Annotated in this window: 20 protein-coding genes; 12 read left to right on the forward strand and 8 right to left on the reverse strand. The window is 63.1% G+C overall.

Going from position 1 to position 24,376, the window contains the following annotated elements:
* Positions 1 to 272: 272 nt before the first annotated feature.
* The 3 genes from PMI07_RS35120 to PMI07_RS26140 all read left to right on the forward strand — a co-directional run bounded on the left by PMI07_RS35120 (position 273) and on the right by PMI07_RS26140 (position 2,117).
* Entirely contained in the window at positions 273 to 440 is a 168-nt protein-coding gene (locus tag PMI07_RS35120) for a hypothetical protein (RefSeq protein ID WP_155956650.1), read from the forward strand.
* A gap of 120 nt (positions 441 to 560) precedes the next feature.
* Complete coding sequence (locus PMI07_RS26135) at positions 561 to 1,160, forward strand: SCO family protein (protein WP_007770382.1); 600 nt, start codon at positions 561 to 563, stop codon at positions 1,158 to 1,160.
* 78 nt (positions 1,161 to 1,238) lie between these two features.
* Positions 1,239 to 2,117 carry a 50S ribosomal protein L11 methyltransferase gene (locus PMI07_RS26140; RefSeq protein ID WP_007770381.1) on the forward strand — a complete coding sequence of 293 codons (879 nt, stop codon included), beginning with the start codon at positions 1,239 to 1,241 and terminating at the stop codon, positions 2,115 to 2,117.
* 198 nt (positions 2,118 to 2,315) lie between these two features.
* Here PMI07_RS26140 and PMI07_RS35450 read toward each other — a convergent pair whose 3' ends face one another.
* Entirely contained in the window at positions 2,316 to 2,489 is a 174-nt protein-coding gene (locus tag PMI07_RS35450) for a hypothetical protein (protein ID WP_037088460.1), read from the reverse strand.
* Between the two features lie 255 nt (positions 2,490 to 2,744).
* Between PMI07_RS35450 and PMI07_RS26150 the strand changes: the two genes are divergently transcribed.
* A complete protein-coding gene (locus tag PMI07_RS26150; RefSeq protein ID WP_024164170.1) occupies positions 2,745 to 4,577 on the forward strand; it encodes an aminopeptidase P family protein in 1,833 nt (610 codons plus the stop codon).
* Between the two features lie 16 nt (positions 4,578 to 4,593).
* Here the strand turns inward: PMI07_RS26150 and PMI07_RS26155 are convergent, their stop codons facing one another.
* From PMI07_RS26155 to PMI07_RS26170, 4 genes are all read right to left on the reverse strand, one after another.
* Entirely contained in the window at positions 4,594 to 4,908 is a 315-nt protein-coding gene (locus tag PMI07_RS26155) for an AzlD family protein (RefSeq protein ID WP_007768473.1), read from the reverse strand.
* A 1-nt stretch (position 4,909) separates the two neighbouring features.
* A complete protein-coding gene (locus tag PMI07_RS26160) occupies positions 4,910 to 5,629 on the reverse strand; it encodes an AzlC family ABC transporter permease (RefSeq protein WP_007768476.1) in 720 nt (239 codons plus the stop codon).
* Positions 5,630 to 5,742: 113 nt separating this feature from the next.
* Positions 5,743 to 6,369, reverse strand: a complete 627-nt coding sequence (pncA, locus tag PMI07_RS26165) for a bifunctional nicotinamidase/pyrazinamidase (RefSeq protein ID WP_007768478.1) — start codon at positions 6,367 to 6,369, stop codon at positions 5,743 to 5,745.
* An 84-nt stretch (positions 6,370 to 6,453) separates the two neighbouring features.
* Positions 6,454 to 7,071 (reverse strand): cupin domain-containing protein, encoded by a 618-nt coding sequence (locus PMI07_RS26170; protein WP_024164171.1) that lies wholly within the window; start codon positions 7,069 to 7,071, stop codon positions 6,454 to 6,456.
* A gap of 181 nt (positions 7,072 to 7,252) precedes the next feature.
* On the opposite strand from PMI07_RS26170, the gene PMI07_RS26175 reads away from it, so the two are divergent.
* Together PMI07_RS26175 and PMI07_RS33825 are read left to right on the forward strand one after the other, a co-directional pair.
* Complete coding sequence (locus PMI07_RS26175; RefSeq protein WP_197032565.1) at positions 7,253 to 8,164, forward strand: LysR family transcriptional regulator; 912 nt, start codon at positions 7,253 to 7,255, stop codon at positions 8,162 to 8,164.
* Positions 8,165 to 8,486: 322 nt separating this feature from the next.
* Positions 8,487 to 9,872, forward strand: coding sequence for a tlde1 domain-containing protein (locus tag PMI07_RS33825; protein WP_007766441.1), 1,386 nt, complete (start codon positions 8,487 to 8,489; stop codon positions 9,870 to 9,872).
* Positions 9,873 to 9,920: 48 nt separating this feature from the next.
* On the opposite strand, the gene PMI07_RS26185 is transcribed toward PMI07_RS33825, so the two are convergent.
* The gene (locus tag PMI07_RS26185; protein WP_007766444.1) at positions 9,921 to 11,066 is read right to left on the reverse strand and encodes an amidohydrolase; all 1,146 of its coding nucleotides are present in this window, start codon (positions 11,064 to 11,066) and stop codon (positions 9,921 to 9,923) included.
* A gap of 115 nt (positions 11,067 to 11,181) precedes the next feature.
* On the opposite strand from PMI07_RS26185, the gene PMI07_RS26190 reads away from it, so the two are divergent.
* Both PMI07_RS26190 and PMI07_RS26195 read left to right on the forward strand, forming a co-directional pair.
* On the forward strand, positions 11,182 to 12,357 hold the full coding sequence (locus PMI07_RS26190; RefSeq protein ID WP_024164172.1) for an alpha/beta hydrolase: 1,176 nt from the start codon (positions 11,182 to 11,184) through the stop codon (positions 12,355 to 12,357).
* Between the two features lie 100 nt (positions 12,358 to 12,457).
* On the forward strand, positions 12,458 to 13,375 hold the full coding sequence (locus PMI07_RS26195) for a hypothetical protein (protein WP_007774313.1): 918 nt from the start codon (positions 12,458 to 12,460) through the stop codon (positions 13,373 to 13,375).
* 74 nt (positions 13,376 to 13,449) lie between these two features.
* Here the strand turns inward: PMI07_RS26195 and PMI07_RS26200 are convergent, their stop codons facing one another.
* A complete protein-coding gene (locus PMI07_RS26200; RefSeq protein ID WP_024164173.1) occupies positions 13,450 to 15,939 on the reverse strand; it encodes a UvrD-helicase domain-containing protein in 2,490 nt (829 codons plus the stop codon).
* Between the two features lie 277 nt (positions 15,940 to 16,216).
* Here PMI07_RS26200 and PMI07_RS26205 point away from each other — a divergent pair, with 277 nt between their 5' ends.
* On the forward strand, positions 16,217 to 17,461 hold the full coding sequence (locus tag PMI07_RS26205) for an efflux RND transporter periplasmic adaptor subunit (protein WP_007775041.1): 1,245 nt from the start codon (positions 16,217 to 16,219) through the stop codon (positions 17,459 to 17,461).
* The gene (locus PMI07_RS26210) at positions 17,458 to 20,661 is read left to right on the forward strand and encodes an efflux RND transporter permease subunit (RefSeq protein WP_007775039.1); all 3,204 of its coding nucleotides are present in this window, start codon (positions 17,458 to 17,460) and stop codon (positions 20,659 to 20,661) included. Before PMI07_RS26205 ends, PMI07_RS26210 begins: the two co-directional genes overlap by 4 nt.
* Before the next feature lie 109 nt (positions 20,662 to 20,770).
* On the opposite strand, the gene PMI07_RS26215 is transcribed toward PMI07_RS26210, so the two are convergent.
* Positions 20,771 to 21,607, reverse strand: a complete 837-nt coding sequence (locus tag PMI07_RS26215) for an NAD(P)-dependent oxidoreductase (protein WP_007775037.1) — start codon at positions 21,605 to 21,607, stop codon at positions 20,771 to 20,773.
* A gap of 355 nt (positions 21,608 to 21,962) precedes the next feature.
* On the opposite strand from PMI07_RS26215, the gene PMI07_RS26220 reads away from it, so the two are divergent.
* The gene (locus tag PMI07_RS26220; RefSeq protein WP_007775035.1) at positions 21,963 to 22,166 is read left to right on the forward strand and encodes a hypothetical protein; all 204 of its coding nucleotides are present in this window, start codon (positions 21,963 to 21,965) and stop codon (positions 22,164 to 22,166) included.
* Between the two features lie 754 nt (positions 22,167 to 22,920).
* The gene (locus tag PMI07_RS26225) at positions 22,921 to 24,336 is read left to right on the forward strand and encodes an FAD-linked oxidase C-terminal domain-containing protein (protein WP_007775033.1); all 1,416 of its coding nucleotides are present in this window, start codon (positions 22,921 to 22,923) and stop codon (positions 24,334 to 24,336) included.
* Positions 24,337 to 24,376: the final 40 nt, after the last annotated feature.

Raw genomic sequence — 24,376 nt, forward strand, 5'->3', positions numbered from 1 at the left:
GCGGTTGAAATTCCTCCCGGCGCCGGACAGGTCCGGCAGGCTTCAGATCAAGATGGAAACAGGGAGCGAGCCGGGGTTGGCGACGTCATGTCTTTGAGTGGTCATGATCGATATCGCGACCCTCAGTGCGATGCTTGCCGCATCCTCACTCCCGCTCGCCGCAACGATTCATAAACCACCTTCGCCTTTATAAGGTCTCAGAGAGATATTAATCTTCCGCTAAGCTTATTTGGGGTTGCCGGACCTTCCGGAAGGCCGGAAAAGGTTGTAGATTGAACATCATGGACCGCATCGCCACCGACGGCTACCGCCTGCCGCTGATCACTGCCGCAAGCCTGCTCTTGTTCACGCTCGCAGGCGCGACTTTCTATGGCTGGCTGGCCTTCGGCTCTTCCATTCTGCTGACGCTCGGTGAAAACGGCCTTTCCTGGTGTTTCTGATCGGCTTTTCGGTCGTGGGACAAATCAGCGCGATACTTTCCGAAAACGACTTCTTGAATTGCGTGTCGGCCGCCTCGGGTCTATCGCTCCGACAACTAGGCCCGAGCTGAAGAGATACCGATGAAGAGCTTTCGAATTGTCCTGTGGATCGCGGTCGTTGCGCTGGCGGGTGTGCTGGTTGCGTTGACGCTGACTTTCACGCGTTCGAAACAGCAGCTGGCAGAAGGTCCGTTCGGCGTGCCGTTCCAGCTCGTTGCCCAGAACGGCCAGCCGATCACCGAGAAAGCCTTTCAGGACAAGCCGACGGCGCTGTTCTTCGGCTTCACCCATTGCCCGGAAGTCTGTCCCACGACGCTGTTCGAGCTGAACGGCTGGCTGCACAAGGTCGATCCGGACGGCACCAAGCTCAACGGATATTTCGTCAGCATCGATCCGGAGCGCGACAGCCCGGAACTGCTCGGCCAGTACGTTTCCAATGTCACCGACCGGGTGAAGGGCATTTCCGGTCCTCCGGCCAAGGTCCAGGAGATGGCCAAGGGGTTCAAGGTCTATTTCAAGAAAGTGCCGGTCGACGAGAAGGATCCGAGCGGCGACTACACGATGGACCATACGGCTTCCGTCTTCCTGCTCGACAATGGCGGCCGCTTCGCCGGCACCATCGCCTATGGGGAAAATCCCGACGTCGCGGTCAAGAAGCTCGAAAATCTCATCAAGGGCTGATACGTTTGGCGTTGAAGCCGACACGGCTTCTGTGGCAATCCTCTCCGCCACCGTTTTGAACAGCTGAGAGACCCTTCCTTGAGTGAAATCCGCCTTTACGTCACGTCCACCGAAAAAGGTGCGACCGAGATCCTCGATATCCTGTCGGAGGTCTTCGGCGAGGAGGATTTCGCCATCGCCACCACCGAAGTCGATGAAAAGAGGGACATATGGGAAGCCTCCGTCTACATGATGGCGGAGGACGAGGAACCGGTGCGCGAGCGTATCGCCGACGGTCTCTCCCAGGCTTTTCCGGCCCTTGAAATCCAGCGGGAAATCATCCCGGATATCGACTGGATCGCCAAGTCGCTGGAAGGCCTTAAGCCGGTCAGGGCCGGGCGGTTCATCGTCCACGGCTCGCATGACCGCGACAAGGTGAAGATCAACGATATCGCCATCGAGATCGACGCGGGCCAGGCCTTCGGCACCGGCCATCACGGCACCACCGCCGGCTGCCTCGAGGTGATCGAGGAGGTGATGCGCGCGCGCACCGTTCGCAACGCGCTCGACCTTGGAACCGGAAGCGGCGTCCTGGCGATCGCCGTGCGCAAGCTGCGCAACATTCCGGTGCTCGCCACCGATATCGACCCGGTCGCCGTGCGGGTGGCCCGGGAAAACGTTCGCCGCAACGGCATCGCCACCGGCATACGGCTCGAGACCGCGCCGGGATTTCATTCGCCTCAATTCGACCGGGAAGGGCCGTTCGACCTGATCATCGCCAACATCCTGGCGCGGCCGCTGATGAAGATGGCGCCGCAGCTTGCAGCACATCTGGCGCCCGGCGGCTCGGTGATCCTTTCGGGCATTCTGGCCGCACAGCGCTGGAAGGTGCTGGCCGCCTATAGCGGCGTGCGTCTCGCCCATGTCCGCACCATCTGGCGCAATGGCTGGGTGACGATCCATCTGCGCCAGAATTGATCTTGGTTGCAGTGCAGCACTGAAATTTGCGCATAGCTGCTGGAGCCGGACAGCAAAAAGGCGGCACCATGGGTGCCGCCTTGCGATCAGTTTTGAGGCTGATCGAACCCGCGAGCCTGAGGGAGGAGATGCTCGAGCGGGCCTCGTATCCTGGAAGCCGGGGCGGGTGAGGGAGGAGATCCCGCGCCGGCCGAATGATCAGAATACGTAGCTTTGCGCGCCCTTGCGGCGCAGTTCTTCGCGGCTGGTGCCGAGGCCCTTCAGCGTTTCTTCGTCGAGGTTCAGGAGCGCGCCGTTGACGTAACGGGCAACCTGGCGCTCGCGGGCTTCGACCATGCGGTTGAAAGCATTGCGGAAGAAGGAGTTGGCCATGGAAGTGATCCTTTTGATACGGGCCTTGTCCGGCGCCCGTTCGATGATCTGAATATAGCGATTGCTGCACTGCACAGTGAGAGGGCTTGTCTCAATGGTGGTATGCGTTCGGCGCATAGGGTGGGCAGATCCGCGCCAGGCGCCTCGGGCAGATGCACAATCGCTGATCATCTCCGCCTCGGCTGGCATTGTCCGCCGAAGATCGGCTAACATGGCTTGACCCTCTCGGAATCAAGCAGCCGGAAATTCAAGCCCATGTTCCAGTCTTTCGAAGTGAAGTCCGCCCCGCAGTTCGGCCGCGATCGCGTCAGCGCGCTCAGAGCGAAATTCACCGATCTCGGCATTGACGGTTTTCTCGTTCCCCGTGCCGACGAATATCAGGGCGAATACGTGCCGGCCTCTGCCGAACGCCTGTCCTGGCTCACCGGCTTCACCGGATCGGCCGGCATGGCGCTCGTCACGCAGCGTGAGGCTATCGTTTTCGTCGATGGACGTTATGTCACCCAGCTTGCCGAGCAGGTGGACGGTTCGGTGTTCAGCCCCGGCGATCTCGTCAACGAGCCGCCGCATATATGGCTGCCACGCCACGGCGCAAAGGGTTTTCGGCTCGGCATCGATCCCTGGCTGCATGCGGGCGCGGAAGTGCGGCGGCTTGAAAAGGCGCTGGCCGAGATCGGCGGCTCGCTGGTGCTGCTCGATGCCAATCCGCTCGATGCGATCTGGACCGACCGGCCGGCCGAGCCGCTCGGTGCCGTTTCGATCCAGAAACAGGAACATGCGGGCACGCTGGCAAGCGACAAGATCGCGGCGATCGCCGCTCAGGTGAAGGAGAAGGGCGCTGCCGCGGTCGTCATCGCCGACCCGACATCGGTTGCCTGGATCTTCAACATCCGCGGCGATGACGTGCCGCATACGCCCTATCCGCTGTCGCGCGCCATCATCCCGGCCGAAGGCAAGGCGGAAATCTTCCTCGACCAGATGAAAACCGGCATCGAGCAGGCCGCCTATCTCGCCCAGATCGCCGTGCAGCGTCCGCCTTCGGAGTTTCTCGCCCGCCTTGCGGCCTTCTCGGCGGATGGCGCAAAAATCCTGATCGATCCCGACCTGACGCCGCTCGCGCTTACCAAGGCGATCACGGCGGCCGGCGGCGAGGTGATCGAGGCTTCCGACCCGGCCAAGCTGCCGCGCGCCTGCAAGAACCGTGAAGAACTCCAGGGCTCGGCCCAGGCGCATCTGCAGGACGGTGCGGCGATGGTCGAATATCTCTGCTGGCTCGATGCGCAGGCGCCCGGCACGATCACCGAGATCGACGCGGTCAAGGCGCTGGAGGCGACCCGTGCCCGCGTCGGCCAGAACATGCAGAACCCGCTGAAGGACATTTCATTCGACACGATCTCAGGTGCGGGCGAGCACGGCGCGGTCATCCACTACCGGGTGACAACCGAAACCAACCGCAAGCTCGAAGCGGGCGAGCTTTTCCTGGTCGATTCGGGCGCGCAATATGTCAACGGCACGACCGACATCACCCGCACGGTCGCGGTCGGCTCCGTTCCGGAAGAGCACAAGCGCTTCTTCACGCTGGTGCTGAAGGGCATGATCGGCATCAGCACCGCGCGTTTTCCCAAGGGCACGCGCGGCTGCGATCTCGATCCGCTCGCCCGCATCGCGCTGTGGAAGGCCGGCGGCGATTATGCACATGGCACCGGCCACGGCGTCGGCTCCTACCTCTCCGTGCATGAGGGGCCGCAGCGGATCTCGCGGCTGGCGACGCAGGAACTGCTGCCCGGCATGATTCTTTCCAACGAGCCCGGTTATTACCGCCCCGGCTCCTTCGGCATCCGTATCGAAAACCTGATCTATGTGAAGGGTCCGCAAGAGATCGACGGCGGTGATCAGCCGATGCTGGCCTTCGAGACGCTGACCTGGTGCCCGATCGACCGCCGCCTCGTGCTGCCGGCGCTGATGACGGCGGAGGAACTCGCCTGGCTCAACGAGTACCATACGGCCGTGCGCGAAAAACTGCTGCCGCTGATCGACGACGAAGCGGTCAAGACATGGCTGGTGAAGGCGACCGAGCCTCTTTCCTGAGTGAGTGGCGCCTAAATCAGAAGCCCAGCAGGTGGCGGCCGATCATCGCTGCCACCCAGCCGGCGCCGAGAAGCAGAAGGCCCGGATATCGGATGCCGACGACGAGGGCCACGAGCATGGCGATCCTGACGTCCCAGCCGCCGTTGAAGAAGGCCGGGGCGACGAGCGTCGTCAGAACCGCCGCCGGCACCGCGTTGAGCGCCTGTTCCATGCGCGGCGGGATCGTCTTCATCCGCGTGATCAGCACATAACCGCCGATGCGGGTGAGGAAGGTCGCGACTGCCGCGGCAAGGATCAGGAGAAGCATGTCCACAGACAACTGGTCGGCCATGTCAGCTCTCCGTCTCGCTGGCGGCCGTCACCGGCACGGGCTCGGGGGCCAGGGGCAGGAGGGCGGCGAAGACGACGCCGACGGCCGCACCAATGCTGACATGCCAGGGAGAGCCGACGAAATGATAACCGAGCACGGAGCCGAGCGCGCTCGCCACCATGACCGGATAAAAGCCCGGCTTGCTGCGGAAGCCGATGACCAGTCCGAGAAAATAGACCGGCAGCAGGACGTCGATCGCAAGCACACGCGGATCGCCCATCATCCGCCCGAAAAACGCGCCGACCACGCTGAAGAACAGCCAGGGGAAATAGATTGCCGCGCCGAAGCCGATATACCAGGGGAAACTGATGTGCTCGCCGCTTTCGCCGCGTTTGACGGCTTCCGCGAATTGCGGATCCGTCAACACGAAAAAGGTGAAGAATTTTTGGACCGGCGAAAAATGGGTGATGAACCGCGTCAGCGCCGCCGAATAGAGGATATGGCGGAAATTCACCGCGAAGACGGAGAGCACGATCAGCCACGGCGCCACGTGGTGGCCGAAGAGCTCGATGCCGACGAGCTGGCTGGCGCCGGCATAAACGGTCGCACTCATCAGGCCGGCTTCCATGACCGACAGGCCGTTATCGCTTGCCACGGCGCCGAACAGCACCGCAAAGGGCGCCGAGGACAGGGCGATGAGGAGGCCGCCTTTCACACCCTGGTTGAATTCGCTGCGATTCATCGAAGAAGATCCTTTTCGCACCGGCTTTAGAGCCCTGCGGGACCGCGCGCAATTCAATTGGGCTGATGCAATGATCGATTCCGCTGAACAGTCGGGTTCGTCCAACTCCGGCGTCAGTCTCGAAGGATGTCCTTGCTCGAAACGATGCCGATGCCTTTCTCCTTCATTTCGGCGACGGCGTTCTTGACGCCTTGCGGATCGATGCCGCGGCTTGCATCCTTGATGAAGCGGACCTTCACGCCCGGCAGCATTTCCAGCGCGTCGAGCGCCGAGAATTTCACGCAATAGTCGGTCGCAAGCCCGCAAACATCGAGTTCGGTCACCTGCTGGGCTCTCAGATAGCCGGCAAGGCCGGTTATCGCGGCCTGGTCGTTGTCGCGGAAGGCGGAATAGCTGTCGACCGCGGGGTTCTCGCCCTTCTGCTGGATATAGTCCACCGCCTCGATATTGAGGTCGGGGTGGAATTCCGCATCCGGCGTGCCCTGCACGCAATGATCCGGCCACATGACCTGGGGTTTGCCCGACAGTTCACCCATATCGAACGGTTTCTTGCCGGCATGCCTGGAGGCAAAACTGCCGTGGTTTTGCGGATGCCAGTCCTGCGAGGCGACGATCACGTCGTAGCCGCCGCCTTCGATCAGCTGGTTCGCTATCGGCACGATCTCGTCGCCATGGGCGACGGGCAGGTTGCCGCCGGGGCAAAAACCGTTCTGGATGTCGATCAGGAGCAGCGCTTTCATCGGTCGTCCTCCGATTCCTGGATCGACTGAGGATGCCAAGGGCGGAGGACGGGATCAAGGCCGATATGTTCTGCAGTGCAATAGTCAGCGCGGTTCGGTCGCGAGCTTGAGAATCTCGTCCTTGTCGATCGGATCGTCGATGGGCGCGACGATCAGCCGATAGCCCACCAGCCTGGCAATCGGGGCCAGCACGGCGAACATCAGCTTCTGCACCCAGATCGGCGGGCCGGCGAGATAGAGATGATCGCGATAGGCGTGGAGTTTCAGTGCGATAGCCAGCAGCTTCGGGTCGCCGGCCGGTGAAAAGCCCTCCGGGGCCAGCACCGTCGATGCGGCAAGGTTGATGAAGAAACGCAGGTGCTTCTGGCCGGGCGTGAACGACACCGTGGCATGAGTCTCGCCGTCACTGGCATTGCGGAAGAAATGCGCCTTGCCGCGCGGCACCATGACGGTTTCGCCGGCATCGGCGAAATGTTCGACGCCATCGATCATGACCATCAGCCGGCCCGTGTGGACGTGGAAATATTCGTCCGCGTTCGGATGGATATGGGCAATCGCATTGCCGCCGCCCGAGCCACCCTTTTCGAGGATGACGTCGAATTTGGACAGTGCCTCGCTTTCCACCGGGTCGGTGAACACGAAGGTTTCCTTGTTGAAGTGATTGACGATCCTGGTATGGGCAGGCACGAGCGCTCTCGGCATGGGTTCTGTCCTTGGCAATCTGTTGAACGGGCCAATCTGTTGAACGGGAAAGTGCCGGGGGAATGGGCAGCAAGGTCAGTTCCGCCGGAAATAAAAGGCGTGTAGGTTGGCGGCCAAATAACCGCAAACACCGTTTTTGCTTGTCCGTTCACCGTTTTTGCATAACCGACCGATGGGCCAGTTGAACTACGACGACCTGCGCTTTCTGCTCGCCGTGGCCGAGACGGGCTTGACGCTTTCGGCTTCGCGCCTGCTGAAGGTGAGCCAGAGCACGGTGTCGCGGCGGATCGCCGGCCTGGAACAGGATCTCGGCGTCGAACTCTTCGACAAGAAACGCACCGGCTACGATCTGACCGATATCGGCCGGACGCTGGTCGGCCCGGCGACCGCGGTGCGCGATGCCATGACGGCGTTCTCCAATGCCATGGACGCGGTTTCCCGCGACATAAGCGGCAGCGTGCGCTTCACCACCAACGACGTTCTCGCCGGCCGCTTCCTTCCGTTGCTGATTAGCCGGCTCAAGGCCGCGCATCCCAATCTCAGCCTGGACGTGGTGACCACCGACAGCCGGCTGGATCTGACACGGGGGGACGCCGACATCGCGCTGCGCGCCGGCACGCGTCCGACCGAAGCGGGCCTCGTCGGCGTGCGGATCACCGACGATATCTGGAGCCTCTATTGCAGCCGCGCCTATGCGGACCGGCACGGCGTGCCGCGCGATGTGGGCGATCTCGACCGTCATTCGCTGATCGCCATCGACCCGCATATTAAGGATCATCCGGCTGTTCTGTGGGTGCGGGAAAACTATCCGGAGAGGGCGATCGTGGTTCGCCAGAACACGGTCGCTGCAACGCTGTCGAGTATTCGCAGTGGACTGGGGATAGGGCTGTTTTCGGAGTTCGTGGCGGCCGGCGACGACGACCTGGTTTACTGCTTTCGACCTCTGATGCCACCTGCTGCGGAGATCTGGCTGATCACCCATGAACGGCTTCGGTATACACCTCGGGTCCGCGCGGTGATGGACATCGCCAGGGTGCTCCTGTCGCAACATGTGGCCGAAGGGATCCGGGGGCAGGGGAATGAATTGGTATAAAAATCGTATCAAGCCTTGAAAGAATGAGATTTTGTGGCTAAACAGCAACGGTCGCTGGCTTGACTAGCCTCAATTGCGCCCCCGGGGGACACCCTGTTGCCGCAATTCGGTTAAACTTCCGACGGCATGCGCTTTTATGTGCACCACCGAAACCAAATCGGGGCGGCGTAAAGACATTGGTTACCATAATCGTTCATCCTCACATGCAGTCGATAGGCGGCAGTGAGCAAAATCTTCGTTTGCTCAGCGCTCGTCAGGGTTGTGTTGGCGGTCTCGCGGAAGCGATGCCTGCCGGTGTGAGTAACGGTTCGGGTAACGAGTGATGGCGCGTTCAGTCCATACGTCGGTGAATGGCAGGCATGCAGGCAAGGCTCCTCAACGCCGCAAGAAATCCCGCTCTCTCCTGGTCAATGTCACGGTCGGTTTCGGCCTGACGGTAGCAGCCCTGATGGGTGCGTCGATGGTTACCATGGCGACCGCGGTGAAGTCGGCTTCCGATGTCAAATTCGAAACGGCGCTGACCAAGCCGATCGCTTTTGCCGCTCCGGCAGCCATGTCGCGCGAACGTGAAATCGACGTTTCGAAGTTCTCCCGCCTGCCGGGCAGATCCTCCGCCGAACCGAAGGGCAAGCGCCTCGCCGGCGCCGATATGGCCGCCCTCGAAGCCCGCAAGCCGGATGTTTCGAGCGTCAGCCAGGTGCTCAACCTCGCGATGGCCAAGGCCGCCCGCCATCAGGAACACCAGCAGCAGTTCGCCGCGCTCGAAAAGATCCGTCCGGACGCCAATGCCATCCGCGCCGTGCTCGCACCGGCGATGGAAAGCCTCGTCGTCGTGGCGCCCCGTGCCGCCGGCGGCGCCTTGCCGGACATGATCCAGGATGCCCAGACGGTTACCACCGTCGCGGGGCTGAAAGACATGAAGCCGGTCGAGATGGCCGCGCTTGAAGAAACCGCCCTGGAAGAAGACGCAGACGACACCGACGAGAGCGAAGTCGCGGTGGTCGAGGAGGCCGTTCCCGCAGCGCCTTCCTATGCCCTGCCGAAGGCTGGTCCGCTGCCGGTGATCCGTCCGGGCTCTGCCATCGACAAGCCCGCCAAGCCGGCAGCGCTTGCCGCCATCGCTGCGGTCGCGCCGCAAAAGCCCGCAAAGGCGAATGACGACGACGACAAGCCGACGGCGCTCGCGTTTGCCAAGCCCGACAATCCGATGCGCGAGGAGCCGACCCGTCCGTCGCAATCCGCGCCCGCCTGGCCCGGAATCGGCACCAAAGTCGCCATCTACGATATTTCCGGCGGCATGGTCTATATGCCGAACGGCTCGAAGCTCGAGGCGCATTCCGGCATCGGCAAGATGCGCGACAACCCGAACTTTACGCATGTGACGATGCGTGGCCCGACTCCCCCCGGCACCTACAAGCTGTCGATGCGCGAAAAGCTGTTCCACGGCGTCGCCGCGATCCGTCTGACGCCGGTCGACGGCAAGGCGCCGCAGGGCCGCACCGGCCTGCTCGCCCACAGCTTCCTGCTTCGGGTGCGCGGCGACTCGCACGGCTGCGTCGCGTTTGCAGACTATCCCGCGTTCCTGAAAGCCTTCCAGCGCGGCGATATCACCCATATGGTGATCGTGCCCAAGTGGGACGGCAAGCGCCCCGGCCGCGGCACCAATGGCGGTTTCATGGCCAAACTGTTCGGCAATAACGACGCCTAGTCGGAGCCATGATGGTGACGCCGGATGAAGGCGTCACCTGCAAGCACCTCAGCCGAGAATATCCCGCGCCACGCGCATAAAAATCTTCGTGCCGATCGGGATCAGGTCGTCGGGAAAATCATAGTTCGGATTGTGCAGGTTCGGCATGTTTTCGCCGGCACCCAGGAAGAACATCGCCGATTTCGATACGGCCGCGAAGCGGCCGAAATCCTCCGAGCCGCGCATCGTTTCGCCCTCCTCATGGGAAACGCCCTCGGTATCTATCGCCGCCCGCAGCATTTCGGTTGCCTCCGCATCGTTTTCGCAGTGGCCGAAGATGTCGTGATAGTCCATCTCGTATTCGAGGCTGCCGGCTGCGGCGATATCGCGGACCAGGTCTTCGGCCGTGGTCGTCAACGCCTCCATCTGGCTGTCGGTCATGCTGCGCAATGTCACCCAGACTTCGGCATGGCCGGGCGCAATCCCGAAGGCCGGTTCGCCGACCGAGGCATGCGTCACTGTTGCCAGCACCATGTCGCCGGTTGCGATCGAGCCTTCGCTCAGGGCCGTCAGCGCCGGCATCAGCGCTGCGACCGTCGGGACCGGGGAGATGCCCGTTTCCGGCATGGAGGCATGCGCCGTGCGCCCGAGAAGCGAGATTCGCAGGCCACGCGACGCGCAATTGACGATCCCCTGCTTCAACCAGGCGCGACCGAGCGGCAGGCCGGGCATGTTGTGCAGGGAAAAGCTGTAATCCGGCACCAGGTCCTGGAATTTTTCGTCGGCGATGACCGCCGCCGCACCGGCGCCGGTCTCTTCGGCCGGCTGGAACAGCAGGATGACGCGGCCGCGCTTCGGCCTTTCCCGGCCGAACTGCCGTCCAAGCGACGCCAGCATGGTCATGTGGCCGTCGTGCCCGCACATATGGCCCTTGCCGGGAACCGTCGAGCGATAATCCGGCGTGCCGACCTCCTCGATCGGCAGCGCGTCCAGCTCGGCGCGGAACAGCACGGTCGGGCCGGTAAGACCGCTGTCATAGACGACCGCGACGCCGGTGCCGCCGAGACCGGTCACGATCCGGTCCGGCTTCGTATCCGCGAGAAAGTTCTGCACCTCCGCCGCCGTTGCGATCTCCTCGCCGGATATCTCCGGCATGGCATGCAGCTTACGCCGCCATGCGGTGAGATCCACCACATCCTGGTTGGTCAGAAACATCGGCCGCTCCCTTGTCCGTCATCTGCCCGCAGACGTAGCGCCCCGCCGAAGCCGGCGCAACGCGGCCCACCTCTTTTTCGACGGGAAAGCCGTTTGAAATAATTGAGAAACAAACATGCGCAGAATAACCGGAATCGGCTTCTGGAATGCCTCGCCCCGAAGCCCGCCGATTGCCACACCGAAGATCCCGATGGAGCATGACATGCCGCTCGCCCGCCTGACCCAAATCCACCTGAACCCAAGCCATTTCTTCGCCGCCTTTGCCTGCCTGGTCGCTGCCATCGGCCAGCCTGCCGCCGCCCAGCAATCCGACCGCCAAAACCTCAGGACCATGTTGCAGGCCTGCCGCAGCGACATGCGCAGCCTCTGCGCCGGCGTCCAGCCGGGCGGCCGACGCATCGCCCAGTGCATGCGCGATCACGCTTCGCAGCTCTCCGACGACTGCCGCACCGCGATCGCCGACGGCATGCAGGGGCAGTCGGAGGCAGGCGGGCCTGCTGCCCGCCAGCGCACTGCCGGCGTGCCGGCGGGTGTGAGAGTGCTGCGCGACGTCGCCTATGGCAAGGCTGCTGCCCAGCGCATGGACGTCTACCTGGCGCAGAAGCCCGGACCGTCTCCGAATGCACCCGTCATTGTCATGGTGCATGGCGGCGCCTGGGCGGCCGGCTCGAAATCGGCGGCCGGCGTTGTCGACAACAAGGTGGCCCACTGGCTGCCGAAGGGGTACGTCTTCGTCTCGGTCGCGACCCGCCTGATGCCGCAGGCCGATCCGCTGGCCCAGGCCGCCGATGTCGCGGCGGCACTCGCCGCCGTCCAGCGCCAGGCACCGTCCTGGGGCGGCGATCCCGCGAAACTGGTGCTGATGGGCCATTCCGCCGGCGCCCATCTGGTCGCGCTGATCTCCGCCGACCGCACCATCGCCGAAAAGGCGGGCGCCAGGCCCTGGTCCGGCACCGTGGCCCTCGACAGCGCCGCCTACGACGTGACCGCGATCATGCGCGACCGCCATCCAAAGCTCTACGACAACGCTTTTGGCAGCGATCCGGATTTCTGGGCAAAGGCATCCCCGAGCTTGCAGCTGAAGGGAGCTACCCCGCCCATGCTGCTGGTCTGCTCCAGCCTGCGCAAGATCTCCTGCGACCAAGCTGAAGCTTTCGCGAAGAAAGCCGGTGGCCGCCAGAAAGTCCTGCCCGTCGCGATGCGCCACGGCGAGATCAATATCGATCTCGGCAAAGACAGCGCCTATACCGGCGACGTCGATACCTTTCTGGCCTCGGTCGGGCTGCGCTGATCTAAGGGCAACCATGCCGGATATCGTCGCGCCTTGACTTGAAATCGCCTTTGTTTCTACTCTCTCCTGATCTTCGCGAAAGAATATCGGGGTATGGGGCGTGCTCGAATTCTTGACCAATTATGTCAACGTCGTCGTGGCGCAGATCAATGCGGCGATCGACTTCCTGACCGGTTCGCAGAAGGAGATCCCGGCCGACAGCCTTGTCGGCTCGGTGGCGCTGGCGCTGCTGACGGCGCTGGTGGCCGTTCTCGGCTATGTCGGCAAGCTGGCCATCCAGGGCCTCCAGTCGTTCTACGAGGAACGGAAGAAATATCGTTCCGCACTGGTCCGCTACGTCTACGACGTGGATATTTGGAAGAACACCTTCGACAAGAATTTCAGTCACGCCGAGATGGAGAAATGGGTAACCAGGCTGATCCAGGGTGACGACAAGTTCAAGTTCAATTTCGGCACCTCGGAAGACAAGGATTCCAAGGATATAATGACCTATATCCATTGGCTGCGGCCGCGTGAGATATATACGGTGCGTCTGTTTCTTGCCTATTCCGAACTTTTCGACAGCATGTGCGACAATATAAGCGGCGACACATTTGCAGGCCTTGAGCCCAGTCGAAAGCTCAATGCTTACTTCATCACTCAGCAGATCGGATTGGACACCTACAGCTATGCAGAGCATTCCCTGAAAGCACTGAGAGCGTCCGACAAGCCTTTGGCTCTCGTTTTTCTGCAAAATGCAGGGATCGGATTGTCTCGATTGTTTTGGGTGACCAAAAGGCACCATCTCGACCCGCCGGTCATCCTGAACCCCAGGCAGGAAGAAGAGGCCAAAGATAAGAGGTATAAATCAGAGAAAATCAAGGCGGCTGATCGTCACGTGCCGCCGGATTGGAAAGACAAAAATCTTGACGACCTGCGCATCAAGTCGGACCAGGCGCTAAATGAAATCTTAATAAGGCGGCGGAACGGGCTTCGACATTTCGAATTTCCTTTTTTCTTCGGACTTCCAGAAAAATAGCTGACTTGAAAGACCGTCAAGCCACGTCAGCCCAGGCTGCATAAAATAATCCATTCCGGTCTGTGATTCAACCCTCACACCCGCTCCACAAACCCCTCTAGCACCCGCTTCTGTCCGGCCCGGTCGAACTCGATCGTCAGCTTGTTCCCCTCGATCGCGGAGATATTGCCGTTCCCGAACTTGACGTGAAACACCCGGTCGCCCACCGAGAATTGCGACGGCGTGTCGGCCACCGACTTGGCCACCAGTTCGCCGTCGATTGTTCGCGTGCGCGGGCCGCTTTCGCCGTAGCCGATGCGTTCCACGGCGTGGCCGGAGCGGGTGCCCCAGTTGTCGCGAGTGGCGTCGGTCCTGTTGGCCTGGGCGCGTTTCCAGCCGGGCGTCGCGTAATTGTTGGTGAAGGGATCGGCCTTGTCGAAACGCGACTGGCCGTAGCCGCCGCGGCCGCCATAACCGCCGTAATTGCTGTCCGAGGCTGCGACATCCACATGGGCGGCCGGCAGTTCGTCGAGGAAGCGCGACGGCATGGTCGATTGCCACAGGCCGTGGATGCGGCGGTTCGAGACGAACCAGATGTGGCATCGGTGCTTTGCGCGCGTCAGGCCGACATAGGCGAGGCGGCGTTCCTCCTCCAGGCCTGAGCGGCCGCCCTCGTCGAGTGCCCGCTGGTGCGGAAAGAGGCCTTCCTCCCAGCCGGGCAGGAAGACGGTGTCGAATTCCAGGCCCTTGGCCGAATGCAGCGTCATGATCGAGACGGCATCGAGGTTTTCGTTGGTCTCGGCATCCATGACCAGCGAGACGTGCTCGAGGAAGCCACGCATGCTCTCGAAGGCCTCCATGGAACGCACGAGTTCCTTGAGGTTTTCCAGCCGTCCCGGCGCTTCAGCCGACTTGTCGTTCTGCCACATGGCGGTATAGCCGCTCTCGTCGAGGATCTGCTCGGCAAGCGTGGTGTGAGCCATGTTTTCGAGCAGGCTCTGCCAGCGGCGGAAATCGGTGACCACGTCGAACAGCGCCTTGCGCGCCTTCGGCTTCAGCTCGTCGGTCTCGATGATGTCGGCGGCGGCCTGCAGCATGGGGATATCGCGGCCACGCGCATAGTCGTGCAGGTAGCGCACCGTCGTGTCGCCGAGGCCGCGTTTCGGGGTGTTGATGATCCGCTCGAAGGCGAGGTCGTCGGAAGGCTGGCAGACCATGCGGAAATAGGCCATCGCATCGCGGATCTCGAGCCGTTCGTAGAAGCGCGGGCCGCCTATGACGCGGTAGTTGAGGCCCAGTGTCACGAACCGGTCTTCGAACTCGCGCATCTGGAACGACGCGCGCACCAGGATCGCCATGTCGTTGAGCTTGTGCTTGCCGCGCTGAAGGTTCTCGATCTCCTCGCCGACGGCGCGCGCTTCCTCTTCCGAATCCCAGGCGGCATGCACCACCACCTTCTCGTCGTCGGGGTCGGAGCGGTCGGTGAACAGCGTTTTCCCGAGCCGGCCCTCGTTATGGGCGATCAGGTGGCCGGCGGCGCCGAGGATGTGTTCGGTGGAGCGGTAGTTGCGCTCCAGCTTGATCACTTTCGCGCCCGGAAAGTCCTTCTCGAAGCGCAGGATGTTGTCGACTTCGGCGCCGCGCCAGCCATAGATCGACTGGTCGTCGTCGCCGACGCAGCAGACGTTCTGGGGAATGTCCTTCGGTCGCTGGGCAAGCAGACGCAGCCACATGTACTGCGCGGTGTTGGTGTCCTGATACTCGTCGACCAGGATATAGCGGAATTTTCCGTGATACTCCTTCAAGAGATCCGGGTTCTTGCGGAAGATCGCGATCGGGTGCAGCAGGAGATCGCCGAAATCGCAGGCGTTCAGGGTGCGCAGCCGCGCCTGATAGGCGGCGTAGAGTTCGCGGCCCTTGCCGTTGGCAAACGCGCGGGCGTCGCCCTCGGCAATGTCCGGCGGCGTCAGGCCCTTGTTCTTCCAGGTGTCGATCATGCCGGCGAACTGTTTTGCAGGCCAGCGCTTGTCATCCAGCCCCTCGGCCTGGATGAGCTGCTTGATCAGCCGCACCACGTCGTCGGTGTCGAGAATGGTGAAATCGGAGCGAAGGCCCGCCAGTTCCGCGTGGCGGCGCAGCAGTTTCACGCCGATCGAGTGGAAGGTGCCGAGCCAGGGCATGCCCTCGACCGCGCCGCCGACCAGAACGCCGATGCGTTCCTTCATCTCGCGCGCCGCCTTGTTGGTGAAGGTGACCGCAAGGATCTGCGACGGGAAGGCGCGGCCGGTCGCCAGGATATGGGCGATGCGGGTGGTCAGCACGCGCGTCTTGCCGGTGCCCGCGCCCGCGAGCACGAGAACCGGGCCGTCCAGCGTCTCGACCGCCTGGCGCTGTTCCGGGTTGAGGCCGGCGAGATAGTCTGGCGCACGGTGCTGGTCGCGGGCCGCCATGGCGCGCGCGGCGATGCCGAGGCCGCCATTGCCCGCGGCTGGTGCGGGCGCGGGGGTCTGGGCCTTGTTGCGCGGCGCCTGCGGGTGCTGCGGTTCCTCGTCGAAGAACGGAATGTCGTCGAAACTATTCGTCATGCGGCCAATGTAGTGATTCGGACCTGAAAGGCCAGAAAATGTTCTGCTTTCATTCCAAGTCTCCACATAAGGCAAGGCTAAAGTGTGAAGAGGCTGGCGGTTGCCCTCTGCGAAACGAGCAATTTCAGGAGGATATGTATGCCTTCGATCTAACATATCCGTGAAATTTCGTGAGGTTACATTTCCGTAAGGTTGCCGATGACCCATTGCGTGAGCACCCGCAAAAAAGGATACTCTGCGGCAATATGGCCTTGTCGTGCCTCCGTCGGAGAATTGAATGCGGATTTGGAAACAGCTTCTGCTCTGTCTCGTAGTCCTCGCGGGAGCGCTTGCTCTGTGGGTCTACCTGGTGCCGAGCGCCGGGGAAACCCTTGCCAAGATGGGCGTGCCCGGTGAGATGATCGCCGCCGTCAGCCCGAAGCCGGCAACCCCGTCCGCATCCCCGGCAACCGGCGGGGCAAACGGCAATGCTGCGGCGCGGCAACAGGGGCAGGGCGGTGCACAAGGCAATGCCGGTAACGGCCAGCGCGGGGCAGGCGGGCAGGGTGGAGGCCAGGGCGGCAATCGCGCCACCCTCGTCGTCGCCCAGCCGGTGGTGATCGGCACCGTCAACGACCGTCTCTCGGCAATCGGCAGCGGCGAGGCGATCCAGTCCGTCGTCGTCATGCCGCAGTCTTCCGGCACGATCAACGAGATCATGGTGACATCCGGCCAGAAGGTCACCAAGGGCCAGGTTCTTGCCCGTCTCGACGACGAGGAGCAGACGATCGAGCGCGAAAAGGCGCAGGTCGCGCTGCAGAGCGCCCAGGAAAAGTCCGCCTCCTACAAGAACCTCCAGTCGTTCTCGCGCCTCGATGTGCTGAATGCCCAGATCGCCGAGCAGGCGGCAAGGCTGGCGCTCTCCACCGCCGAACTCAATCTCAAGCGCCGCGACATCGTCGCGCCGATCGACGGCATTGCCGGCATCGTCGCGGTCAATATCGGCGACAACGTCACCACCCAGACCAATGTCGTCACCGTCGACGACCGCACGGCCATCCTCGTCGACTTCTGGGCGCCGGAGCGTTTCGCGGTCGCGATCGAGCCGGGCCAGGCGGTCGAGGCGAGTTCGATCGCCCGTCCGGGCCAGGTCTTCTCGGGCAAGGTCGACGCGATCGACAACCGCATCGATCAGGCGAGCCGGACGATGCGCATCCGCGCCCGGGTCGAAAATCCCGGCGACGTGCTGCGCGCGGGCATGGCCTTCAATGTCGGCATGCGCTTTGCGGGCGAAAGCTATCCCGCGGTCGATCCGCTCGCCATCCAGTGGGATGGCGAAGGTTCCTATGTCTGGCAGGTAAGGGACAACAAATCGGTCAAGACCCGGGTGCGCGTCGTTCAGCGCAATCCGGATGCTGTCCTCGTCGGCGCCGAGCTGAAAGAGGGCGACAGGATCGTAACCGAAGGTCTGCAACGGGTGAGGGAAGGGGCGTCGGTTCGTATTCTCGGCGCACCGGAAACGGCTGAGGTGGCGCGCCAATGAAGATCGAACTCCCAAGCCTTGGTCACGACGACGACGGAAAGGGCGAGGCGGAGAAATCCGGCCAGAGCTTTACAGCCCTCTTCGTCCGCCGGCCGATCCTTGCCGCGGTTCTGAACACGCTCCTGGTGGTCGCGGGTCTTGCTGCACTCGCCGGCGTCGAAGTGCGCGAACTGCCCGACGTCGACCAGCCGGTCATCACCGTGCGCACCAATTACGACGGCGCCTCGCCGCAGACGATGGACCAGGAAGTCACCCAGGTCATCGAAGGCGCGGTCGCCCGCGTCTCCGGCCTGAAGGCGTTGTCCTCGCAGTCGCAGTTCGGTTCCAGCCGCGTGACGATGGAATTCTCCGATTCCGTCGATCTTTCGGAAGCCGCAAACGACGTGCGCGATGCGGTCGGACGCGTCGTCAACCAGCTGCCCGACGATGCCGACGAGCCCCGCATCGTCAAGGCCGACGCCGATTCCGATGCCATAATGCGGCTTGCGGTCACCTCGTCGAAACTGTCGATGGAGGACCTCACCCAGCTCGTCAACAACGAGGTCGTCGACCGGCTCGCCGCAGTCGAAGGCGTGGCCGATGTCGAGCTCTATGGCGACCAGGACAAGGTGTTCCGCGTCGATGTCAATCAGGCGGCATTGGCCGGCCGCGGCCTGACGGTCGCCGACGTATCCAAGGCGCTGTCGAGTGCCGCACTCGACGTTCCGGCCGGTTCGCTGAAGAGCACGACGCAGGATATCGTCGTTCGCGCCACCGCCAGCCTCACCACGCCGCAGGATTTCGAAAACGTCCTGATCGGCCCGAATGTCCGCGTTCGCGATGTGGCGACCGTGGCGCTCGGCCCGGACGACGGCACGACCGTGCTGCGCGCCAACGGCGTGCAGGGCGTCGGCCTCGGCATCATCCGCCAGGCGCAGTCGAACACGCTCAACATCTCCGAGGGCGTCAAGGCTGCCGTCGCGGAGATGCAGAAGACGCTGCCGGAAGGCACCCGCATCGCCATCACCGGCGACGACGCGATCTTCATCCAGGGCGCGCTGCACGAAGTCGAGATCGCGCTGATTCTGTCGGCTGCGGTGGTCGTCGTGGTCATCTACCTGTTCCTGCGCGACTGGCGCGCGACGCTCATCCCGGCGATCACCATGCCGGTGGCGCTGATCGGCACGCTGGTGGCGATCTATCTGGTGGGTTTCTCGATCAACATCCTGACACTGCTCGCCATCGTTCTGGCGACCGGTCTCGTGGTCGACGACGCGATCGTCGTGCTCGAAAACATCGTGCGACGACGGGCGGAAGGCATGGGACCGCGCGCCGCCGCCGTGCTCGGCACCCAGGAAGTCTTCTTCGCCGTCATCGCCACGACCGCGACGCTCGCGGCCGTCTTTATTCCGCTGTCCTTCCTGCCCGGTCAGATCGGCGGCCTGTTCAAGGAATTCGGCTTCGTGCTCGCCTTTTCGGTCGGCCTGTCGTCGGTGACCGCCCTGACGCTCTGCCCGATGCTCGCCTCGCGCATGCTGACCAAGCCGATCAAGGAAGATCATGGTCTGCTCGGCGCCTTTGGCAATGCGTTCGCAAAACTGTATGCGATGACGCTCCGGTTCTGCCTCAATGCGCCGCTGGTCGTCATCGTCGTCTCGGTGATCTTCTCGATCGCCGCCTACAACGTCTTCGGCCTCGTCAAGAGCGAGCTGACGCCGCGCGAAGACCGCGCCACGATCATGCTTCGCGTCACGAGCCCGCAGGGCGTCAGCCTCGATTATACCCGCGACCAGATGCAGCGTCTCGAAGAGAACCTGAAGCCACTGCGCGATTCCGGCGAGATCGCCAATGTCTTCTCGATCTCGGGTTTCGGCAGCAATACCAATAGCGGCTTCATGGTTCTGACGCTGGCGCCCTGGGACGAGCGAACCCGCAGCCAGGACGAGATCGCTGCCGACGTCAATGCGGCGGCCCTGCGTGTCCCGGCACTGCGCGGCTTCACCATGCAGGCGAACAGCCTGAAGATCCGCGGCGCCGGAAACGGCCTGCAGGTGGCGCTGGTCGGCAACGACTACGACGCGCTCACCGCCACGGCGCTCAAGCTGGTCTCGCATATGGAAAGCGAGGGAGGCCGGTTCTTCGATACGCCGCGCCTCACCAACGAGCCGACCCAGGCGCAGCTTTCGGTCGCCATCGACCGTGAGCGGGCTTCCGACCTCGGGATCGATATTACCGGCCTGTCGACCGCCATGCAGTCCCTGCTCGAAGGCCGCTCGGTCGTCGACGTCTTCGTCAATGGCGATGCGCTGCCGGTCAAGCTCACTTCCACGACCCGTCCGATCGACGACCCCACCGATCTCGAAAACATCTTCCTGAAGACCGGCGACGGCAAGATCGTGCCGATGTCGACGATCGCGACGTTGAAGGAAGGCGCCGTGGCGCCGCAGCTCAACCGCGAACAGCAGCTTGCCTCGGTCGCCATCTCGTCGAACCTGCGCGACGGCGTCGCGCTCGGCGATGCGGTCAAGCAGGTCATGGCGATCGCCCAGCCGCTTCTGCCGGCCGGCGTCCGGCTGATGCCGATGGCGGAAGCCAAGACGCTCGGCGAAAACTCCAACGCCATGCTGATGACCTTCGGTTTTGCGATCGCGATCATCTTCCTGGTGCTTGCCGCGCAGTTCGAAAGCGTGCTGTCGTCGATCATCATCATGTCGACCGTGCCGCTCGGCCTCGCCTGCGCGGCGATCGCGCTGGTGCTGACCGGATCGAGCCTCAACGTCTACAGCCAGATCGGCCTCGTGCTCCTGGTCGGGGTCATGGCCAAGAACGGCATCCTGATCGTCGAGTTCGCCAACCAGCTCCGCGACCGTGGCGCCAGCGTGCGCGAGGCGATCGAAACCGCCTGTGCGATCCGTCTGCGCCCGGTGATGATGACGATGATCGCCACCGTCATCGGCGGCGTGCCGCTGCTGCTCGCCCATGGCGCCGGTGCGGAAGCCCGTATCGCGCTCGGCTGGGTGATTGTCGGCGGCCTCGGTTTTGCGGTTCTGGTGACGCTGTTCATCACCCCCGTCGCCTATCTTCTGATCGCCGGCTTCGCCAAGCCGCATGTGCACGAGGAAGCCCGGTTCCATCAGGAACTGGCGCATGCCTCGCGCCGCAAGGAAGACAAGCAGGACAACGAGGCGGAAGAAAAAGAACAGCTGCTGGCCGCCGAATAACGGGCGAGGGACGATCTGTTCGGGAGCGGCGTCACGGTCGCTCCCTCCATCTTCCTGCCCCGGACCAGATCCGGGGACGGAGGTGCGGTCTCGAGGTTTTCGCTGCCTTCTACCGATGCAGCAAGGTGTTGAGCTCGCCGGCAAGCGCGCCGCCGTTTTCCCGGTCGTCGGCCATCTTCTGAAACAATCCCGCCATTCCCCTGAAGATCAGCGAGGCCGGATCGTCTTCGCCAAGGAATGCGGCGATCTCCTCCATCTCCGCCACCCAGCGATACGCCTTCGCATACATCTCCGGAATGGCAACGGAGAGCTTCCGGTCGAGGTCGGGTATGCTTTCGGCCATTTCCTGCTTGAGGCTCTGGTCCGCGCCGGCCCCGATCGCGGCAAGAAGCATGGCGGTGCCGAGGCCGGTCACGCCCTTGTTGATGCCGGCATAGCACATTTTCAGCGCCGAGGCGGCGCCGAGCGCGCCGTCGATTCGGCGGACTTGAAGCCCGTGGGCCGCGAGAACGGCGCTTCTGTCCGCGCCGTCACCACTGACATAGAGCCTCGGTCCCGCCTTTCCCGGCTGCGGCGGCAGGCCGATGATCGAACCGTCCAGCACGGTCGCCTGGCCGGGCCTGAAAGCGGCCGCAACCTGGCGCATCGTGTCCGGCGAGATCGCGTTGCAATCGACGAATGTTACCGGGCTCGGGCGCTCTCCTATGGCGGCAGACAGCATTTCGGCAACGCCGATCGCTTCGGCGGGCGGAACGATCGACAGCACGATCTCCGCCTCGATGATGTCTTGCAGGGAGGCGGGCTGCATTCCCGCAGCCCTGGCCCGGTCGTGGGTTTCGGGTGAGCGGCCTTCCAGACAGGTCAGCACCCTGGCGCCACTATCCGTCAGGCGCCGGCCGATCCCGCTCCCCATCGCACCCGCTCCAATGATTGCAATTGTCGGCATCGTTGATCCTCCTGAGGCGTGAAAAGGCAGGACATGATTTAGAGCATCGATCGGTGACTTGCAGGTGAACTATTTTGCGCTGCGACAAAGATCCGCAGTGGCGCCGGAATCGGAAGTTCCGGTCTCGCGTTCGGTCCGGTCGTCGCAGCCTGCGATTCGCATCCGGCTCTTCGAACCTCCGCCATGCCGGGCCGGAAGGACTTACCGAAACGGGAGGCTTGCCGTGAATATCTCCTTGTGGTGGTCTCTTTCGAGACTTCTTCTCTTCGTGACGCCCATGACCGGCGCTCGTTAAACTTGCGGCAACCTTGTGCATGGCATGGCATATGTTGCCACGCAGCAGAAGGAGAGACGTATGGCGCTTATCGGCTTTAAGAACACCCATAACCAGGCCGTATATATCAATCCCTCGCAGGTGCTCTACGTCACGACTTTCGAAGAGGAAGTGACGATCATCGCTCTTGCACTCGCCAGCACGGGCGGCAAGCCCACTGCCGTTTATGTCCGCGGCAATGTCGATCAGGTACAGCAGAGGCTGAGCGTGGCCGTCCCGGGCTAGGTTCGGCATCAGCTCGTCCGTCATCCTCGCTTTCGGGGTTGTCGGGCCATGCGGTCGCGGGGACGTCCCAAGGGTTGCCCGCCCGCCTGCTCAACGACTTAACCCCAATCCACATCCTCTCTCATCCCCGCTCTCCCGACCCATGCCTACAATCCCCCCGTTCCGTTGCGGATACACCGGCAGGCGTGCCGGCGAGGCGGGACCGGCACCGGGTGTGAGGAAACGACGTAAGTCCTTCCATTCGGGGTTCGCGGAAAATGGTCTCCCTCCAGCGACGTGGGACGGGCGAGAAGCTGTCGGGCCGACTTCTCGTTTCGTTTTCCATCATGGAGCGCCGGGCGTGCCTGTGAGGCACACAGGGTGATCGGGGCCGCGCCGTGCGGCGTCCGAGGGTTTTTCAAGAAACCCGGATTGTGCGGCGCAGGTGGAAGACGATGCCGGGCGGCAGTCATGGCCTGCGGCATCGTGGTCTGAGAGCGTGCATGACGCCCTCTCCAGGGAGGGGCACGCAACCGTTCCCACAACCCCCGTCATCGCAGAGGGACCGAAGTCGCGGGCATAAACCGCCGAACGGGGCGCTGAGAGGTGTCACCTATTTTTATATTTACGAGGCAGCTTTCAGCCCCCCCGGCCGACTCCGAAAACCGAAATCGCCAAGGCCGGACTCCGCCCGGTCGATCGGCCATTGTTCCGTCTGGACAAAACCCGACCCGTCGCCTAACCAATCCCTTGAAAAGACACGAGGAGAATGTTCATGGCGGTCAAGGATGTAAAGGCGGGTCTCCGCAACGAAGAGGGCATCGCAGCGGTCCTCGGCATCCTCAAGCAATCCTTCGGGGAGCGCTTCCAGACCGGCCGGTCGTTTCGCGAGCAGCACGCCCATACGACGACCTATCTGCCCGCCCAGCTTCCGGACGGCGTCGTCTTCGTCGAGAGCGCCGACGACGTCAAGGCCGTGGTCGAGGCCTGCGCCGAGCATCGCGTGCCCGTCGTGCCATTTGGCGTCGGCTCCTCGCTCGAAGGCCAGGTGAATGCGCCGTCGGGCGGAATTTCGATCGATTTCACCCGCATGAACAAGGTGCTGCGCGTCAGCCCCGCCGATCTCGACGTGACGGTGGAGCCCGGCATCACCCGCGAGGAACTGAACCGCGAGCTTCGCGACACCGGCCTGTTCTTCCCGATCGATCCCGGCGCTAATGCCTCGATCGGCGGCATGACCGCGACCCGCGCTTCCGGCACCAATGCGGTGCGCTATGGCACGATGAAGGACAATGTCCTGGCGCTCACCGTCGTCACCGCCGACGGCGAAGAAATCCGCACCGCGCAGCGGGCCCGGAAATCCTCGGCCGGCTACGATCTGACCCGGCTCTTCGTCGGCTCGGAAGGCACGCTCGGCGTCATCACCTCGGTGACGTTGCGGCTGCAGGGCATTCCGGAAAAGATCGGCGGCGGCGTCTGCGCCTTTCCGAGCGTGAAAGCCGCCTGCGACGCCGTGATCATGACCATCCAGATGGGTATTCCGGTTGCCCGCATCGAGCTGCTCGATGACGTGCAGATACGGGCCTGCAATGCCTATTCGAAACTCTCCTATCCAGAAAAACCGACGCTGTTCCTGGAATTCCACGGCACCGATGAGACGGTGGCGCTGCAGTCGGCGCAGTTTGCCGAGATCGCCGCGGAATGCGGCGGTGACGACTTTCTGTGGACGGCCAATGCCGAGGAGCGGGCAAAGCTCTGGAACGCCCGGCACAACGCCTATTGGGCGAGCCGGGCGCTGGCGCCGCAACTCGACGGCCTGTCGACCGACGTCTGCGTGCCGATCTCGCGGCTGGCCGAATGCGTCGCCGAGACCCAGGCCGATATCGCGCAGCAGGGACTGCTGGCACCGATCGTCGGCCATGCGGGTGACGGCAATTTCCACGTCCTGGTGCTCTTCGACGGCAAGGACCCGGCCTCGGTCGAGAAGGTCGAGGCGTTCATTGCCCGCCTCAACCACCGGGCCCTTGGCATGGACGGCACCTGCACCGGCGAACACGGCATCGGCCAGGGGAAGATGTCGTTCCTGGAGGAGGAGCTCGGCGGCGCGGTCGGCCTGATGCGGACGATCAAACAGGGGCTCGATCCGAAGAATATCTTCAATCCCGGCAAGATCTTCAGGAATGCCGAATGAGATGCTCCCGCAAGCTTGACTTGCCTGCGAACCCGATGGA

Source organism: Rhizobium sp. CF080, assembly GCF_000282095.2.
In the GTDB taxonomy this organism is placed as follows: Bacteria; Pseudomonadota; Alphaproteobacteria; order Rhizobiales; family Rhizobiaceae; genus Neorhizobium.